The sequence below is a fragment of the Pseudomonas sp. NPDC087639 genome, from assembly GCF_044743385.1.
GTDB lineage: Bacteria > Pseudomonadota > Gammaproteobacteria > Pseudomonadales > Pseudomonadaceae > Aquipseudomonas.
In genome coordinates this window covers 1-17,288 of the sequence record NZ_JBIUWI010000088.1, presented here as the reverse complement: position 1 = coordinate 17,288, position 17,288 = coordinate 1, and the positions used below count along the sequence as shown (strand labels likewise).

At 59.9% G+C, this 17,288-nt stretch carries 19 protein-coding genes; 12 read left to right on the top strand and 7 right to left on the bottom strand.

Annotated elements, in window-relative coordinates:
- A partial coding sequence (gene rpmB / locus ACIOVB_RS24885; protein ID WP_401271975.1) for a 50S ribosomal protein L28 occupies nucleotides 1-196 on the top strand: 196 nt, incomplete at its 5' end.
- Between the two features lie 11 nt (nucleotides 197-207).
- Nucleotides 208-363, top strand: a complete 156-nt coding sequence (rpmG, locus tag ACIOVB_RS24880; RefSeq protein WP_016772554.1) for a 50S ribosomal protein L33 — start codon at nucleotides 208-210, stop codon at nucleotides 361-363.
- A 109-nt stretch (nucleotides 364-472) separates the two neighbouring features.
- Here rpmG and ACIOVB_RS24875 read toward each other — a convergent pair whose 3' ends face one another.
- Both ACIOVB_RS24875 and ACIOVB_RS24870 read right to left on the bottom strand, forming a co-directional pair.
- Complete coding sequence (locus ACIOVB_RS24875) at nucleotides 473-673, bottom strand: hypothetical protein (protein WP_401271974.1); 201 nt, start codon at nucleotides 671-673, stop codon at nucleotides 473-475.
- Nucleotides 674-759: 86 nt separating this feature from the next.
- Complete coding sequence (locus ACIOVB_RS24870; RefSeq protein WP_401271973.1) at nucleotides 760-1,119, bottom strand: cupin domain-containing protein; 360 nt, start codon at nucleotides 1,117-1,119, stop codon at nucleotides 760-762.
- Nucleotides 1,120-1,355: 236 nt separating this feature from the next.
- Between ACIOVB_RS24870 and ACIOVB_RS24865 the strand changes: the two genes are divergently transcribed.
- Nucleotides 1,356-2,849, top strand: a complete 1,494-nt coding sequence (locus ACIOVB_RS24865; RefSeq protein WP_187680354.1) for an aldehyde dehydrogenase — start codon at nucleotides 1,356-1,358, stop codon at nucleotides 2,847-2,849.
- A gap of 259 nt (nucleotides 2,850-3,108) precedes the next feature.
- Nucleotides 3,109-4,254: an MFS transporter gene (locus ACIOVB_RS24860; protein WP_401271972.1), complete on the top strand. Its 1,146-nt coding sequence runs from the start codon at nucleotides 3,109-3,111 to the stop codon at nucleotides 4,252-4,254.
- A 16-nt stretch (nucleotides 4,255-4,270) separates the two neighbouring features.
- Here the strand turns inward: ACIOVB_RS24860 and ACIOVB_RS24855 are convergent, their stop codons facing one another.
- Entirely contained in the window at nucleotides 4,271-5,839 is a 1,569-nt protein-coding gene (locus ACIOVB_RS24855) for a phospholipase D family protein (RefSeq protein ID WP_401271971.1), read from the bottom strand.
- A gap of 57 nt (nucleotides 5,840-5,896) precedes the next feature.
- A complete protein-coding gene (locus ACIOVB_RS24850; protein ID WP_187680357.1) occupies nucleotides 5,897-7,318 on the bottom strand; it encodes a PLP-dependent aminotransferase family protein in 1,422 nt (473 codons plus the stop codon).
- 179 nt (nucleotides 7,319-7,497) lie between these two features.
- Between ACIOVB_RS24850 and ACIOVB_RS24845 the strand changes: the two genes are divergently transcribed.
- On the top strand, nucleotides 7,498-7,743 hold the full coding sequence (locus ACIOVB_RS24845) for a DUF1127 domain-containing protein (RefSeq protein WP_187680358.1): 246 nt from the start codon (nucleotides 7,498-7,500) through the stop codon (nucleotides 7,741-7,743).
- A gap of 60 nt (nucleotides 7,744-7,803) precedes the next feature.
- On the opposite strand, the gene ACIOVB_RS24840 is transcribed toward ACIOVB_RS24845, so the two are convergent.
- The gene (locus tag ACIOVB_RS24840) at nucleotides 7,804-9,093 is read right to left on the bottom strand and encodes an NAD(P)/FAD-dependent oxidoreductase (protein ID WP_401271970.1); all 1,290 of its coding nucleotides are present in this window, start codon (nucleotides 9,091-9,093) and stop codon (nucleotides 7,804-7,806) included.
- 137 nt (nucleotides 9,094-9,230) lie between these two features.
- On the opposite strand from ACIOVB_RS24840, the gene ACIOVB_RS24835 reads away from it, so the two are divergent.
- Entirely contained in the window at nucleotides 9,231-9,584 is a 354-nt protein-coding gene (locus ACIOVB_RS24835) for a YkgJ family cysteine cluster protein (protein ID WP_187680379.1), read from the top strand.
- A gap of 110 nt (nucleotides 9,585-9,694) precedes the next feature.
- Here the strand turns inward: ACIOVB_RS24835 and ACIOVB_RS24830 are convergent, their stop codons facing one another.
- Complete coding sequence (locus ACIOVB_RS24830) at nucleotides 9,695-10,183, bottom strand: Lrp/AsnC ligand binding domain-containing protein (protein ID WP_003177284.1); 489 nt, start codon at nucleotides 10,181-10,183, stop codon at nucleotides 9,695-9,697.
- A gap of 153 nt (nucleotides 10,184-10,336) precedes the next feature.
- Here ACIOVB_RS24830 and dadA point away from each other — a divergent pair, with 153 nt between their 5' ends.
- The 6 genes from dadA to ACIOVB_RS24800 all read left to right on the top strand — a co-directional run bounded on the left by dadA (nucleotide 10,337) and on the right by ACIOVB_RS24800 (nucleotide 16,654).
- A complete protein-coding gene (dadA, locus tag ACIOVB_RS24825; protein ID WP_401271969.1) occupies nucleotides 10,337-11,641 on the top strand; it encodes a D-amino acid dehydrogenase in 1,305 nt (434 codons plus the stop codon).
- Nucleotides 11,613-11,966, top strand: coding sequence for a RidA family protein (locus ACIOVB_RS24820; RefSeq protein ID WP_401271968.1), 354 nt, complete (start codon nucleotides 11,613-11,615; stop codon nucleotides 11,964-11,966). The genes dadA and ACIOVB_RS24820 overlap by 29 nt, the downstream gene beginning before the upstream one ends.
- A 96-nt stretch (nucleotides 11,967-12,062) precedes the next feature.
- Complete coding sequence (gene alr, locus ACIOVB_RS24815; RefSeq protein ID WP_401271967.1) at nucleotides 12,063-13,136, top strand: alanine racemase; 1,074 nt, start codon at nucleotides 12,063-12,065, stop codon at nucleotides 13,134-13,136.
- Nucleotides 13,137-13,224: 88 nt separating this feature from the next.
- On the top strand, nucleotides 13,225-13,773 hold the full coding sequence (locus ACIOVB_RS24810; RefSeq protein WP_401271966.1) for a cupin domain-containing protein: 549 nt from the start codon (nucleotides 13,225-13,227) through the stop codon (nucleotides 13,771-13,773).
- Between the two features lie 182 nt (nucleotides 13,774-13,955).
- On the top strand, nucleotides 13,956-14,372 hold the full coding sequence (locus ACIOVB_RS24805) for a cytochrome c5 family protein (protein ID WP_187680380.1): 417 nt from the start codon (nucleotides 13,956-13,958) through the stop codon (nucleotides 14,370-14,372).
- A 359-nt stretch (nucleotides 14,373-14,731) separates the two neighbouring features.
- On the top strand, nucleotides 14,732-16,654 hold the full coding sequence (locus ACIOVB_RS24800) for an acetyl-CoA hydrolase/transferase C-terminal domain-containing protein (protein ID WP_401271965.1): 1,923 nt from the start codon (nucleotides 14,732-14,734) through the stop codon (nucleotides 16,652-16,654).
- A 124-nt stretch (nucleotides 16,655-16,778) separates the two neighbouring features.
- Here ACIOVB_RS24800 and ACIOVB_RS24795 read toward each other — a convergent pair.
- Nucleotides 16,779-17,288: xanthine phosphoribosyltransferase (locus ACIOVB_RS24795; protein WP_401271964.1), on the bottom strand; the 510-nt coding region annotated here is incomplete at its 5' end.

Sequence of the window (17,288 nt, the reverse complement as noted above, 5' to 3'; positions counted from 1 at the left end):
GACTGCGAAGAACAGGTCCCACGCAACCAACAACCCCCGTCGTCGTTTCCTGCCGAACCTGCAGCATCACCGCTTCTGGGTTGAAGAAGAGAAACGTTTTGTGCGTCTGCGCGTATCTGCCAAAGGCATGCGTATCATCGACAAGCGTGGCATCACTGTCGTGCTCGCCGAACTTCGCCGCGATGGCAAGATTTAAGGGAGCTAATCATGCGTGAATTGATTCGTTTGATCTCGAGCGCCGGTACTGGTCACTTCTACACTACCGACAAGAACAAGCGTACTACCCCGGACAAAATCGAGATCAAGAAATATGATCCGGTTGTTCGCAAGCACGTGATGTACAAGGAAGGCAAAATCAAGTAATTGATTTTTCCCGACTTACAAAAAAGGCCCGTATCTCACGATACGGGCCTTTTTTGTTGCCTGGAAACCAGTTGGGATTTATCCCTCATGCCTCCGGTTTGAGTCGCTCTCAGCCAAAGTGGAACGACACGATGTTGCCTGTCAGATCCTGGTCGATGTTTAGTCGTTCGGGCCGATGATCAGTGGTGCCAACCGGTCCGCTACGGACATGCGTACGGCCCGTCAGTTCTGTGATGTAGGCCTCTACGCTCGGTACGTAGCGGGTACCGATCAAGTGGTGAATTTGTTGCAGTACTTCTTCATTGGGCATGTCGCATTTCCTTATGCGTAAGTTGGGTGCCCTTATTCGGGCCACTCGATTCTCCGATCAGTTTCGCCAACCCGTGCGGTATATAGTTATTTTTTCTCAAAGATCACATAAATCTTTCGGCACGCCTCCAGCACCTCCCAGGTGCCGCGGAACCCCGCCGGAATAACGAAACGGTCACCCACACGCAATGTCTTGGCATTGCCATCGCTGTCACGCAGCACCGAAACACCCTGCAGAATTTCGCAGTATTCATGCTCGGTGTAATTCACCGTCCACTGGCCCACCGCACCTTCCCACACGCCGACGTTCATCTGCCCACAGGGGCTGTCGTATTGGTTGAACACCGCTTGCTCGGGATCCCCCTTGAGCACTTTGGTCGGGTCCGGGCGATAGCGCTCGGCTTCGCTGGTGGTCAGGCTGATGTCGACGACGTTCTGGATGTTCATTGTTGTTTTCTCCCGTAATGACGGCGCGATGTTGGAAAGGGCCAAAGTCTATGTTTATTAAATTGAACACCGCAAGGCCGTATAGCGCGCTTATGTCAAATATATTGAAACAACCCCGGCCGCTGGTTTAGGGTGGCGGGTGCCTTGGGCCGAAAAGCAGGCTGGCCAGGCAGAATTCCTGAGGACGCTGGCGACGATCGCGCGGCGCTCGTATTCAACAAGAGGAGGACACTTAAATGACCACCCTGACTCGTGCCGACTGGGAACAACGCGCCCGCGATTTGAAGATCGAAGGCCGCGCCTACCTCAATGGCGAATACACCGACGCCGTCTCCGGTGAGACTTTCGAGTGCATCAGCCCGGTCGATGGCCGTCTGCTGGGCAAGATTGCCAGCTGTGATGCCGCCGACGCCCAGCGCGCCGTGGAAAACGCCCGCGCCACCTTCAATTCCGGCGTCTGGTCGCGCCTGGCGCCGACCAAACGCAAAGCCACCATGATTCGCTTCGCCAGCCTGCTCAAGCAGCACGCCGAAGAACTGGCCCTGCTCGAAACCCTCGACATGGGCAAGCCGATCAGCGATTCGCTGTACATCGACGTTCCGGGCGCGGCACAAGCGCTGAGCTGGAGCGGTGAGGCAATCGACAAGATCTACGATGAAGTAGCGGCCACCCCGCACGATCAACTGGGTCTGGTGACTCGCGAGCCAGTGGGCGTGGTTGGCGCCATCGTGCCGTGGAACTTCCCGCTGATGATGGCTTGCTGGAAACTCGGCCCGGCGCTGTCGACCGGTAACTCGGTGATCCTCAAACCGTCGGAAAAATCCCCGCTGACCGCCATCCGTATCGCGGCACTGGCCGTTGAAGCCGGTATCCCGAAAGGCGTGCTCAACGTGCTGCCGGGCTACGGCCACACCGTCGGCAAGGCGTTGGCCCTGCACAACGATGTCGATACCCTGGTGTTCACCGGTTCGACCAAGATTGCCAAGCAACTGATGATCTACTCCGGCGAATCGAACATGAAACGCGTGTGGCTGGAGGCCGGTGGCAAGAGCCCGAACATCGTCTTTGCCGATGCGCCGGATCTGCAAGCCGCCGCCGAATCCGCTGCCAGCGCCATCGCCTTCAACCAGGGCGAAGTGTGCACCGCCGGTTCGCGTCTGCTGGTCGAGCGTTCGATCAAGGACAAATTCCTGCCGATGGTCATCGAGGCGCTGAAATCCTGGAAACCGGGCAATCCCCTCGATCCGGCAACCAACGTCGGTGCGCTGGTCGATACCCAGCAGATGAACACCGTGCTGTCGTATATCGAATCCGGGCATACCGATGGCGCCAAACTGGTCGCTGGCGGCAAGCGCATTCTTCAGGAAACCGGCGGCACTTACGTTGAGCCAACGATTTTCGACGGTGTGAGCAACGCGATGAAGATCGCTCAGGAAGAGATCTTCGGCCCGGTGCTGTCGGTTATCGCTTTCGATACCGCCGAAGAGGCGATCCAGATCGCCAACGACACGCCTTATGGCTTGGCCGCAGCAGTGTGGACGCAGGACATTTCCAAGGCGCACCTGACTGCCAAGGCACTGCGCGCCGGCAGCGTGTGGGTCAATCAGTACGATGGCGGTGACATGACTGCACCCTTCGGCGGCTTCAAGCAGTCGGGTAACGGTCGCGACAAGTCGCTGCACGCGTTCGACAAATACACCGAGCTGAAGGCGACGTGGATCAAGCTGTAAGTCGTTAACGAAGGCCTGTCACGAGCAGGCCTTCCAGACGAAGCAGATCCCCTGTGGGAGCGAGCCTTTGTGGTGAGGGGATTTATCCCCGATCGGCTGCGAAGCAGTCGCAAAACCAGTAAATGCGGTGTAGCTGATACGCCGCGAGTTCAGGTTTTGGGGCCGCTGCGCGACCCATCGGGGATAAATCCCCTCGCCACATAGGCTCGCTCCCACATTTGTTTGGTCCTCAAAAGAATTATCCACAGGAGCGTGGAACATGCGGTGGGCGACGTATTTCGCCGTGTTGGCGTCTGTCTTGAGTGTCGGCCTGGCCCTGGGGGTCAGCATGCCGTTGGTGTCGTTGCGTCTGGAGGGTTGGGGTTACGGGTCCTTCGCCATTGGCGTGATGGCGGCGATGCCGGCGATTGGTGTGCTGTTGGGCGCGAAGATTTCCAGTCATCTGGCTGCGCGTTTCGGCACGGCGAACCTGATGCGCCTGTGCTTGTGGGCCGGCGCGCTGTCGATCGGGCTGCTGGCGTTGTTGCCGAGCTATCCGATCTGGCTGGTGCTACGGCTGATGATCGGTGTGATCCTGACCATCGTCTTCATCCTCGGCGAGAGCTGGATCAATCAACTGGTGGTCGAGCAGTGGCGCGGCCGACTGGTGGCGTTGTATGGCAGCAGTTATGCGTTGAGCCAACTGTCGGGCCCGCTGCTGTTGGGTGCGCTCGGCACCGAGCATGACTATGGTTTCTGGGTGGGAGTCGGTTTGTTGCTGGTTTCGCCCTTGCTCTTGCTGGGACGCAGCGGTGCGCCAAGCAGTGAAGCGAGCAGCGTGACCTTCCGCGACCTGTGGAATTTTGCACGCGAGCTGCCGGCGATTGCCTGGGCGGTGTCGTTGTTTGCCGCGTTCGAGGCGATGATCCTGACGCTGCTTCCGGTGTATTGCCTGCAGCAGGGTTTTACTGCAGAGATCGCCCTGGCGATGGTCAGCACCGTGGTCGTGGGGGATGCGTTGCTGCAATTACCGATTGGCGCACTGGCCGATTATCTGTCGCGGCGCACGCTGTTTACCGGCTGCGCGGTGGTGTTGATGCTGTCGAGTCTGGCGATTCCCATGCTGATCGATACTTTGCTGATCTGGCCGTTGTGGGTGCTGTTCGGCGCCAGTGCCGGTGGCTTGTTCACTTTGTCGCTGATCCTCATCGGTGAGCGATATCGCGACGATGCGCTGGTGCGAGCCAATGCACATATTGCGCAGTTGTGGGGTGTGGGTTGTCTGGTCGGGCCTTTGGCGGCGGGGGCGGGCAGTCAGTGGATCAGCGGGCATGCGCTGCCGTGGCTGATGGCGGCCGGGGCATTCGGGCTGGTGATTCTGCTGTCGCGTCAAGGTGCGTTCGGCACAGAGGCCGAGCCTGCCTGAATAGCTCTCGCCGGGGCTACAACATCCGCTCCAGGCCCACGGTAGTGCTGAACCACGCATTGAAGCGTCGCCACCAACTCCCCGGTTCTTTGGCCAGCGTGTGCAGTTGGCCGTTGTCCTCGGTTACCCAGACGATCTGCCCATTCTCAAGCTTCGCCTCGTAACTCAGCGCCGGCGCCATGCCTTGCAGGGCCAGTTCGCGCACGTGCGTGGCCAGTTCAGGGCTGTCCACCAGCACGCCGACTTCGGTGTTCCACAGCACTGAGCGCGGGTCGAAGTTGAATGAGCCGATAAACGACTTCTGCCGATCAAAGATCATCGCCTTGCTGTGCAGGCTGGAATCCGACCCGCGAAACGACTTGCCGTAAAAAATATGCGGGCCGCTACCACCACCATCACCGGGCTGGCGGCGCAGTTCGAACAGTTTCACACCGTGTTCCAGCAATGCCTTGCGATAAGGCGCATAACCGCCGTGCACGGCTGGCACATCGGTGGCTTCCAGTGAATTGGTCAGCAGTTTCACCGACACACCGGCATCGGCACGTCCGGTCAGGTACACCAGCCCCGGCTGGCCCGGCACGAAATAGGCCGAGATCATGATCAGCTCTTTGCTGACGCCCGTGAGTTCCGGCGCCAGTTGTGTGGTCAGCAGCAACTGGGGATCAGGTTCACCCTTGGCCAGCACCTTGCTCGGTGCATCCCACAGCGCCTGACTCCAGGCCCAGATCAGCTCTTTGCGCCAGATGTCCATGCGCGGTTCGGTTTTGAAGGTCATCAACTGCTGATACAGCGCATGATTCTGCTTGCGGGTTTCTTCCAGTGATTCCTCCAGGCGCGTGCGGGTGTTCTGCAAATCCCTGGCCGAGGGTTTGCTGGAGAGGAATTCTTCGATGGGTTTGCTCAGGGCACTGTTCCAGTACTGGTCGAAGCTGTGCCCGAGTTGTTCGGCCACCGGCCCCACGCTGAGCATGTCGATATCGGTGAAATTCAAATTCGGTTCGGCATCGAAATACTCGTCGCCCAGATTGCGCCCGCCGACGATGGCCACGCTGTTGTCCGCCAGCCACAGCTTGTTGTGCATTCGCCGGTGTTGCAGCGACAGGTTTAACAGGCGACCGGCCGCCCGGGTCACGCCCGTGCTGCGCCCCAGATGCAGCGGATTGAACAGGCGGATCTGAATCTGCGGATGCGCTGCCAGCGTGGCAATGATCTGGTCGAGGCCGTCGCTGGTGGTGTCGTCGAGCAGGATTCGCACCCGCACGCCACGGTCGGCAGCCTTAAGCAGTTCCTCCACCAGCATCCGTGTGCTGACGCCGTCGTGAACGATGTAGTACTGCAAGTCGAGGCTGCTCTGCGCGTTGCGGATCAGCTCGGCGCGGGCGGTGAACGCCTCGGTGCTGTTGGACAGCAGGCGAAAACCGGAACGGCCCTGATACGGCGTGGCCTGAGCCTGGATCGAGCGGCCGAAACTTGAGTCGGAGGCGGGCAATGCCTGACTCGGTTCGCGCGGCACATTGAGACTGGCGCAGCCGCTCAGAAGCGCGGTGAGCATCAACAAAGCGAGTAGGGGCTGTCTGAGGCTCACGTAGGATCGTTCCGGTTGGCGGCAGGTGGCATTTGGATGCTGGTCACTGGAAAAAGGTCAGTCGGCTTCGGCCAGCAGTTTGATTGCTGCCGCGCCGACCTTGCGTACCGCCTCTTCTATCAGCGGTGTCGGTTTGGCAGCGTAGTTCATCCGCAGGCAATTGCGGTACTTGCCCGAGGCGGAAAAGATGCTGCCGACGGCAATCTGTACGCCTTGATCGTGCAGCGCACGATTGAGTTTCAGGGTGTCGAAACCCTCCGGCAATTCAACCCACAGCATGAAACTGCCCTGTGGACGACTGGCGCGGGTGCCAGCAGGGAAGTAGCGCGTGACCCAGTCGATCATCATGTCGCGATTGCGCTGGTATTGCGTGCGCATCCGCCGCAAATGAGGTTCGAAATGACCTGACTTGAGAAATTCGGCAATGGCGATCTGTGGTTGCGGCGCGGTAGAGCCGGTGCTGATGTATTTCATGTGCAGCACCCGTTCCAGATAACGCCCCGGTGCGACCCAGCCAATGCGCAGCCCCGGCGCGAGGGTCTTGGAAAACGAACTGCACAGCAGCACGCGGCCGTCTTCGTCGAAGGATTTGATCGTGCGCGGGCGCGGGTAGGTGTAGGCCAGTTCGCCGTACACATCGTCCTCGATGATCGCCACGTCGAAACGCTGAGCCAGGTTGAGCAGGGCGCGTTTACGTGCTTCCGGCATGATGTAGCCGAGTGGGTTGTTGCAGTTGGGCGTGAGCTGGATGACTTTGATTGGCCATTGCTCCAGCGCCAGTTCCAGCGCTTCGAGGCTGATGCCGGTGAGCGGGTCAGTGGGGATTTCCAGGGCTTTCATGCCCAGCCCCTTGAGCGTCTGCATGGCACCGTGAAAGCTCGGCGAATCCACCGCGACGATGTCGCCCGGCTCGCAGATCGCGTGGATGCTGGTCGACAGCGCTTCGTGACAGCCGGTGGTGACGACCAGGTCGGCGGCGCTCAACTGGCAGCCGGAATCGAGCATCAGCCGGGCGATCTGTTCGCGCAGTTCGAGGGTGCCGTGAATGTTGTCGTAATACAGACCGGGCATGTCCTGGCGGCGACTGATGCGCGCCAGCCCGCGCAGCAGCGGTTTCATGGTCGGCGAGGTGACGTCGGGCATGCCGCGACCGAGTTGCACCACATCCTTGCGCGGCACCGCGCGAATCAGCTCCAGCACCTGATCCCACTGCGAAATTTCCACCGGCCGCTGCGCCGGACGCCCGATGGCGGGCAGCTCCGGCAGTTCGCGACCGACCGGCACGAAATACCCCGACTTGGGTTTCGGCGTGGCCAGGCCGCTGTCCTCGAGCATGCGATAAGCCTGCTGCACCGTGCTGAGGCTGACGCCATGTTCTACGCTCAAGGCGCGCACCGACGGCAGCCTGTCACCAGGACGATAGAAGCCTTGTTCGATGCGCGTGCCGAGCAGTTCGGCGAGGTTCACATAAAGCGTCATGGCACTGCCTCGATGCAGGTGATTCGAAAAACCAGTACAGATGCGGCGTAAATCGACAATTCAGTAGCAGAAACAGCAAATCTGTATGGAGTTAATACAGATTGGTTGAATCTGTAATGCTTTTGCCGGCCCGCGCATCATGGAATCTCTGGCTACCCAAGTAAACAGGAGCGACAAAAATGAACGGCTTGAGCGATGTGCGGCTGACGTTACACAGTCAGGAATTGGCGGCAGGGCAGGAGGACAGTGCGTGGAATTCGGCCATGCGCAACGCGCCATCCGGACTGAGCCGCTGGGGCCTGATCTGGCATCGTCTGCACACGCGCAAGGCGTTGTTGGGGTTGACGGCTGATCAGCTCAAGGATGTCGGGTTGACGCGTGAGCAAGCGCTGGAGGAGGGGTTGAAACCGTTCTGGCGGATCTGACTGCAACTGATCGTTCCCACGCTCTGCGTGGGAACGATCATGGAAGGCGGCACATATCCATCAGACCAACTCTTTAAGCCGATGCCACAACATCCCCAACGCCAACAACGGCGAGCGCAAATGTTTGCCGCCCGGGAAGGTGATGTGCGGCACCTTGGCAAACAGATCAAAGCCACCGCTTTGCTGCCCACTGATCGCCTCGGCGAGCAACTGGCCCGCCAGATGCGTGGCATTCACGCCATGGCCGGAATAAGCCTGGGCGTAATACACATTCGGCTGATCATTGAGCCGGCCAATCTGCGGAAGGCGATTGGCGCCGATGCCAATCATCCCGCCCCACTGGTAATCAATCTTCACCCCGGCCAGTTGCGGAAAGACTTCGACCATTTTCGGTTGCATGTACGCGGCGATGTCCTTCGGATCCCGCCCCGAATAATGGCAGGCGCCACCGAACAGCAAACGCCGATCCGCCGAGAGTCGGTAGTAGTCCAGCGCTACCCGCTGGTCACAGACCGCCATGTTCTGGGGCAAAAGGTTGTGCGCCTGTTCTTCGCTCAAAGGCTCGGTGGCGATGATGTAGCTGCCCGCTGGCAGCACCTTGCCGCTGAGTTGCGGGTTGAGATCATTGAGGTAAGCGTTGCAGCCCAGCACCAGCGTCTTGGCGCGTACCGAACCCTGCGCTGTATGGACCTTCACTTCGGGGCCGTAGTCGATGCGGGTGACTGCTGAATGCTCGAACAGTTTGACTCCCAGTTGCTGCGCTGCGGCCGCTTCACCCAGTGCCAGATTCAGTGGATGCAGATGCCCGGAACCCATGTCGATCAAGCCGCCCACATAGCGCTTGGAACCGACTACGGTGTGCATTTCATTGGCTTGCAGCAAGCGGGTTTCATAGCGATAACCGAGGCCGCGCAGCTCCTCGGCATCTTCGGCAAACCCTTCAAGGTCGGCAGGTTTGTTGGCGAGGTCGCAATAGCCCCAGATCAGATCGCAGGCAATCTGAAACCGCTCGACCCGCTGGCGGACGATTTCCACCGCTTCCAGGCCCATGAGTTTCATCTGCCGCACGCCGTCGGCACCGATGATGTTGGCGAACTGATCGAGGCCATGGCCGACCCCGCGAATCAGTTGTCCGCCATTGCGACCGCTGGCGCCCCAACCGATCTTGTGCGCCTCCAGCAACACCACGCTGAGGCCGCGTTCGGCCAGTTCCAGCGCGGTGTTCAGCCCCGAAAACCCGCCGCCGACCACGCACACGTCGGCAATCACTTCACCTTGCAGCAGCGGATGATCCGGTTGCGGCAGGCTGCTGGCGGCGTAGTAAGAGGCAACGTGAGGCATGAGTATCATCCAACGGTAAGTGTCGAAAAAATTTGACGGAGCATAAGCCGCTCGCGCGAGGTCGGGCAACACTGGTCGGCCTGCAGTGTCTGGATCACGGCTTTTGCGGCACAATTGCGGCCTATTTCACCTTGGTCACCGCTTCGATGAGCTGCAACAGCGAAAAAATCCGCACCCTGCGCCAGCAGATCCCCACGTTCGATTGCGTGCCGGGCTGCCACGACTGCTGCGGGCCGGTAACCACTTCGCCCGAGGAGATGGCGCGCCTGCCGCGCAAGACCCGCGCCGAGCAGGATGCGGCGATGGAGGCGCTGAACTGTGTGCACTTGGGACCGAATGGCTGCACGGTGTATGGCGAGCGGCCACTGATTTGCCGGTTGTTCGGGACGACGAAGACGTTGCCTTGCCCGAATGGGCGGGGGCCGGTGGAGCTGATTCATCCGCGTGCTGAAAAGCAAATCTTCGAGTACATGGCGGCGAATCGGCAGGTGTTGGTTTAGCTGGTTCACTCCTGACCGAGTTGCGGCGTTCGCGAGCAGGCTCGCTCCCACATTTGGAATGCATTCCTCTGTGGGAGCGAGCCTGCTCGCGAATGGAGCGCCACCAATCTTCAGTCTGGAATAGGTAAGCTCAGACTCTCCTTCACCTCTTCCATCACGATATAGCTCTTTGACTCGCGCACATGCGGCAGCTTGAGCAGGATGTCGCCCAGCAGCTTGCGGTACGAGGCCATCTCGGAAATCCGCGCCTTCACCAGATAGTCGAAATCCCCTGATACCAAGTGACACTCCAGCACGTGAGGCAATTTCAGCACCGCGCGTCGGAACTCTTCGAAAGTGTCGCCGGATTTGTAGTCGAGGCTGATCTCGACGAACACCAAGAGACTACCCTTCAAGTGCTGCGGATTGAGCCGGGCGTTGTAGCCCATGATGATCCCCTCGCGCTCCAGTCTGCGCACCCGCTCGGTGCACGGCGTGGTGGAGAGACCGACCTTTTCCCCGAGTTCGGTAAAGGAAATCCGCCCGTCTGCCTGCAGGATCCGCAAGATATTGCGGTCGATCTTGTCCAGCTCACGTTTGGTCTGAGTGTTGGTACGCATAGGGGATGCGCCTCCGTGAAAAGGGTTTTTGCCGAGAATTGTCGCCAAATATAGGCGCTTATATAGTGAAAAGCACTGGCATTTATTTTTTACACTGCGCGCATCATTGCTCTGACAACACGTCGGCGATCCGCCGCGACGAGGGATACAAAAATGCGCGTTATGGTCTTGGGTAGCGGCGTCATCGGTACCGCCAGTGCTTATTATCTGGCCCGTGCCGGGTTTGAAGTGGTGGTGGTCGACCGGCAGCCTGCCGCGGCCATGGAGACCAGTTTCGCCAACGCCGGCCAGGTTTCGCCGGGCTATGCCTCGCCGTGGGCCGCGCCGGGCGTGCCGCTCAAGGCCATCAAGTGGCTGCTGCAACGCCACGCCCCGCTGGCGATCAAGGCCACCGCTGACATCGATCAATACCTGTGGATGGCGCAGATGCTGCGCAACTGCACCGCCAGCCGTTACGCGGTGAACAAGGAGCGCATGGTGCGTCTGTCCGAGTACAGCCGCGACTGCCTCGACGAATTGCGCGCGGAAACCGGCATCGCCTACGAAGGCCGCAGCCTCGGCACCACTCAGTTGTTCCGTACCCAGGCGCAACTGGATAACGCCGCCAAAGACATCGCCGTACTGAAAGAATCCGGTGTGCCATTTGAACTCCTCGACCGCGCCGGCATTGCCCGGGTCGAGCCAGCTCTGGCTGGCGTCACCGACATCCTCGCCGGTGCCCTGCGCCTGCCGAACGACCAGACCGGCGACTGCCAGATCTTCACCACCCGTCTCGCCGAAATGGCGGTGAAACTGGGCGTTGAATTCCGTTTTGGCCAGGACATCCAAAAGCTCGACTACGCCGGTGATCGTATCAACGGCGTATGGATCGACGGCAAGCTGGAAACCGCCGACCGCTACGTGCTGGCCCTCGGCAGCTACTCACCGCAATTGCTCAAGCCGCTGGGCATCAAAGCCCCGGTGTATCCGCTCAAGGGTTACTCGCTGACCGTGCCGATCACCAACCCGGACATGGCCCCGACGTCGACCATTCTCGACGAGACCTACAAGGTCGCGATCACCCGTTTCGACAACCGCATCCGCGTGGGCGGCATGGCCGAAATCGCCGGTTTTGACCTGTCGCTTAATCCGCGTCGGCGCGAAACCCTGGAGATGATCGTCAACGACCTTTATCCTCAGGGCGGCAATCTGGCCGAGGCGAGTTTCTGGACCGGCCTGCGTCCGACTACCCCGGACGGCACGCCGATCGTGGGCGCTACGCCTTTCAAGAACCTGTTCCTCAACACCGGTCACGGCACGCTCGGTTGGACCATGGCGTGCGGTTCCGGTCGTTTGCTGGCTGACCTGATGGCGAAGAAAAAGCCGCAGATCAGCGCCGAAGGCCTCGATATTTCCCGTTACGGCAACAAGCCACAGGAGTCCGCAAAACATGGCAATCCAGCGCCAGCTCACCAATGAGCGCATGAGTCAGATCGTCAGCCACAACGGTATGGTGTACCTGTCCGGGCAGGTCGGTGACGACTTCGACGCCGGGGTTGAGCAGCAGACCCGCGAAGTGCTCGCCAATATCGAGCGCTTGCTGGATCTGGCCGGGACGGACAAACAGCATTTGCTCTCGGCGACGATCTACCTGAACAACATCGAGGCGCACTTCGCCGGGATGAACTCGGTGTGGGATCAGTGGCTGCCCAAAGGCGCCGCCCCAGCCCGCGCTACTGTGGAAGCGAAGATGGCCAAGCCGAGCATTCTGGTGGAAATCTCTATCGTTGCCGCGCTGCCGTAAACCTTTTGTAATGATCCCTCTCCCGGTGCTGTTGGCGGTTCACGCCGTCAGCCAGCGCCGGTTTTTCTTCCCATGACCGCCTAGAAGTCTGCCGCCATGCGTCCTGCCCGTGCCCTGATCGACCTCCAAGCCCTGCGTCACAACTACCGAATTGCCCGCGAAGTCACCGGTGCCAAGGCGCTGGCAGTGATCAAGGCCGATGCTTACGGCCATGGTGCCGTGCGTTGTGCCCAGGCGCTGGAAGCCGAGGCTGACGGTTTTGCCGTGGCCTGCATCGAAGAAGCGTTGGAACTGCGTGCTGCCGGCATCAAGGCTCCGGTGTTGTTGCTTGAAGGGATTTTCGAGGCCGATGAGCTGGCGCTGATCGTCGAGCATGATTTCTGGTGTGTGGTGCATTCGCTGTGGCAGCTCGAAGCGATCGAGCAGGCGGCGCTGAGCAAGCCAATCACCGTGTGGCTTAAGCTTGATTCGGGCATGCATCGCGTCGGTCTGCATCCGAAAGATTATCCAGCGGCGTATCAACGGCTGCTGGCCAGCGGCAAAGTGGCGAAGATCGTGCTGATGAGTCACTTCGCCCGTGCCGATGAATTGCACGAGCAGAGCAGCGCCGATCAGGTGGCGGTATTTGAAGCGGCGCGTCAGGGTTTGGCCGCCGAGGTCAGTCTGCGCAACTCGCCGGCCGTGCTTGGTTGGCCGCAAATTCATAGCGATTGGGTGCGTCCGGGGATCATGCTTTACGGCGCGACGCCGTTCGAAGAAGCCAGCGCCGTGGCCGAGCGCCTGCAACCGGTGATGACGCTCGAATCGAAAGTCATCTGCGTACGCGAATTGCCCGCCGGTGAGCCCGTTGGCTACGGTGCCAAATTCATCACCGACAAACCGATGCGCATCGGCGTGGTTGCCATGGGATACGCGGATGGCTACCCGCGCCAGGCACCAACCGGTACGCCGGTACTGGTGGCCGGCCAACGCAGTCGCATCATCGGCCGCGTGTCGATGGACATGCTCTGCATCGACCTGACCGATGTACCGGAAGCCGGATTGGGTTCGACCGTCGAGCTGTGGGGCAAAAACATCCTCGCCAGCGAAGTGGCGAAGTGGGCGGACACCATTCCGTATCAGATTTTCTGCAACCTGCGTCGAGTGCCAAGGCTCTATTCCGAGGCTTGAGGCCGCTACGGAGCCCATGTGTTGTAAATACTGAACGCTGTCGCCATGATAACGCTCAATATTTCTACAATATCAGGAGGCTCCAGCCTTGGACGTCGGTGAACGACTGCAATCGATCCGCAAGCTCAAAGGGCTTTCCCAGCGTGAACTCGCCAAGCGCGCGGGCGTCACCAACAGCACCATTTCGATGATCGAAAAGAATAGCGTCAGCCCTTCGATCAGGTCGCTGAGGAAGGTTCTGGGCGGGATTCCCAGGTCCAGGGTCGAGTTCTTTTCCGAAGAAATCCTGCCGGAAAAACCGACCCAGATCGTCTACAAGGCCAACGAGCTGATCGACATTTCCGACGGCGCCGTGACCATGAAACTGGTCGGCCGCGCGCACCCGAGCCGGGCCATCGCGTTCCTCAACGAAATCTACCCGCCGGGCGCCGATACTGGCGAAGAAATGCTTACCCATGAGGGCGAGGAAACCGGGATTCTGGTGGAAGGTCGTCTGGAACTGGTGGTGGGTGTGGAAACTTTTATTCTCGAAGCTGGCGACAGCTACTATTTTGAAAGTACCAAGCCGCATCGCTTCCGTAATCCGTTCGATACACCGGCGCGGCTAATCAGCGCAGCAACACCGGCAAATTTTTAAACAAAGAGACGCCAAGCCATAACGGCGAAGGCATCCGAACCGTTTTTCCACAGCGCGGTATAACCCCTTTGTCTATGGGGTTGTTTCAGAGTGGCGGGCTACCCGCTATACTTGCGCCCGCCTGCGAACCGTGGCCGCAGGCGTGAATAGCCACCATTGAGGGTGAACGCGTGAACCTAATTATGAAAATGCTGGCCGCACCAGCAACCGTACTGGCCCTCTGGGCTGTCAGCGCTCAAGCTGCGACGAATGACGACATTGCCAAACGCCTTGAGCCTGTCGGCCAGGTGTGCGTTCAGGGTCAGGAATGCAAAGGGATGGAAGTGGTAGCGACCGCCGGCGGTGGCGGCGGTGCGAAAACCCCGGACGAAGTGATTGCCAAACATTGCAACGCTTGCCATGGCACCGGTCTGTTGGGCGCGCCGAAAATCGGTGACACCGCCGCCTGGAAAGAACGTGCCGATCACCAGGGCGGCCTCGACGGCATCCTGGCCAAGGCCATCACCGGCATCAACGCCATGCCGCCAAAAGGCACCTGTGCCGATTGCACCGACGCCGATCTGAAGGGCGCAATCGAGAAGATGTCCGGCCTGAAGTAAGGCGCGCTTCTGACGAAAAAAACCGTCTTCGGACGGTTTTTTTGTGGGCGCGATTCAAGAGCCCCTCACCCCAGCCCTCTCCCGGAGGGAGAGGGGGCCGACCGAATTGTCTTTCGCTATCCATCGACCTGAAAGACCTTAGCGATTATGGATTCAGCAAAGCTGTTTCAAGTCGGCGTATCTCCCCAATATCCCCCATTCAGTCCCCTCTCCCTCCGGGAGAGGGCTAGGGTGAGGGCAACAAATTCGAGTCGGAAACATTTCAAGAACAGCGACCATTCACTCTGAAGCTGTTCATTGCAGCAAAGTCGAGGCAATCTCGGTCTACCTCTATTCACGGAACGGGCGGGAGGCTTCAGATGGTGCAGTTGTGTTCGATCGAACAGGCAGTGGACGACGTGCTCGCGCGGTTGCCGGCGCATATCCACATGGGCTTGCCGCTGGGGTTGGGCAAACCCAACCACTTTGTCAACGCGCTGTACCGGCGCGTCAAAGAGCTGCCTGAGCGGCAACTGACGATGTACACCGCTCTGTGCCTCGGCCGGCCAAATCTTGGCGACGGTTTGCAGAAACGCTTTATCGAGCCTTTCGTCGAGCGCGTCTTCGGCGATTACCCGGAGTTCGATTTCCTCGCCGACCTGCAACGCGACACCCTGCCCGCCAACATCCGCATTCAGCAGTTCTTCATGCAGCCCGGCAGCCTGCTTCACAGCGCGCCGGCCCAGCAGGATTACGTCAGCAGCAATTACAGCCACGCCGCCCGCGATATCAACGCCGCCGGTCTGAATCTCGTGGCGCAACTGCTCGCCAGCAGCAGCGAACATCCCGACCGTCTGAGCCTGAGCTGCAATCCGGACATCACCCTCGACCTGTTGCCGATGATCGCCAAGCGCCGTGACGCCGGGGAGACCATTCTGCTGGTCGGCCAGGTGCACACCGATCTGCCGTACATGCCCGGCGATGCTGAAGTCGATATCGACACCTTCGACTTGCTGATCGACGAAAAGGACAGCAGCACGCTGTTTTCCACGCCGAATATGCCGGTCGGTTTTCAAGACCATTTCATCGGTCTGCACGCCAGCACCCTGGTGCGCGATGGCGGTACGTTGCAGATCGGCATCGGCTCGATGGGCGATGCGCTGACCGCCGCATTGCTGGCGCGCCAAGCCGATAACGCCGGGTATCAAGCGTTACTCGCCGACGTGAACCTCAGCCAGTGGGCGCAACTGATCGAACGCGAGGGCGGCACCGCGCCGTTCGCCAAAGGGCTTTACGGTTGCAGCGAAATGTTCGTCAACGGCCTTCTGGTGCTGGCGGATGCAGGGATTATCCGGCGCAAGGTTTACCCCGACGTGCCGACTCAGGAACAGGCCAACGCCGGCACCCTCGACGAGGCCGCGCAGACTGACGGCATCTCGGTGCACGGCGGTTTCTTCCTCGGCCCGCGCAGTTTTTACGAGCGCCTGCGTGAGCTGCCGCAGGACAAACGCCTCGAATTCAACATGACCCGCATCAGCTACATCAACGAGCTGTACGGTCAGGAAGAGTTGAAGCGCTTGCAGCGCCTTGATGCACGTTTCATCAACACCGTGTTCACCATGACGTTGCTTGGCGCAGGCGTGGCGGACCAACTGGAAGACGGGCGGGTGCTCAGCGGCGTCGGCGGGCAGTACAACTTTGTTGCCCAGGGCCATGCGCTGCACGATGCGCGCTCCGTTCTGATCCTGCGCAGTTGGCGCGAATCCGGCGGTGACGTCAGTTCGAACATCGTCTGGGAATACGGCCATTGCACGATCCCGAGGCACCTGCGCGACATCGTTGTCACCGAGTACGGCATTGCCGATCTGCGCGGCAAAACCGACGCGGCGGTGATCGAGGCATTGTTGAATATCAGCGACTCACGCTTCCAGCCGGGGCTGATCGAGCAGGCGCAGAAGGTTGGCAAACTGCCGAAGGATTTCCGCATCGATCCGCGTTTTGCCGAGAACACGCCGCAACGCTTGCAGGCGATTGCCGCGCGGCATCCGAACCTGTTTCCGGAATATCCGCTGGGCTGTGATTTCACGGTGATCGAGCGGGATGTGTTGCGAGCGCTGAACTGGCTCAAGAGCAAGTTCAAGCTGACCGAGATTCTGGAGTTGGGCAAGGCAGCGCTGGATGCGCCGGAAGCTTCGTTTTATCCGGAGCATCTGGAGCGGATGCAGCTGACGAATCCAGAGGGCCTGAAGGAAGACTTGTTCCAACGCCTGCTGCTCACCGGCCTGAAGGCCACCGCGCAATAACTGCCCACCCCAAAACAACGGTAGGAGTGAGCCTACTCGCGATAGCGGTGTATCAGTCACCGAAATGGTTGATTGACACTAAGCGATCGCGAGCAGGCTCACTCCTACAGGGGTAATGCGGGGTTTATTCGATGAAGGTTACAACGCCATCCTTCAGCGATTTGACGCGCGCCAGCGATTCAACGCGGTAACCCTGCGAATCCAGCTCGGCGCGGCCGCCCTGGAACGATTTCTCGATGACGATGCCCAGGCCGGCGACGGTGGCGCCAGCCTGCTTGATGATCGAGATCAGCGCCTGGGACGCCTTACCGTTGGCCAAAAAGTCGTCGATGATCAGCACGCGGTCGCTGCTGGTCAGGTGACGCGGGGAGATGGCCACGGTGCTTTCGGTCTTTTTGGTGAACGAATAAACGGTCGCCGACAGCAGGTTTTCGGTCAGGGTCAGGGACTGTTGCTTGCGGGCGAAGATCACCGGCACGCCGAGGTTCAGACCGGTCATGATCGCCGGGGCAATGCCCGAGGCTTCGATGGTGACGATCTTGGTGATGCCCGAATCCTTGAACAGCGAGGCGAATTCGTCGCCGATCAGCTTCATCAGGGCCGGGTCGATCTGGTGGTTCAGAACCACCAGATC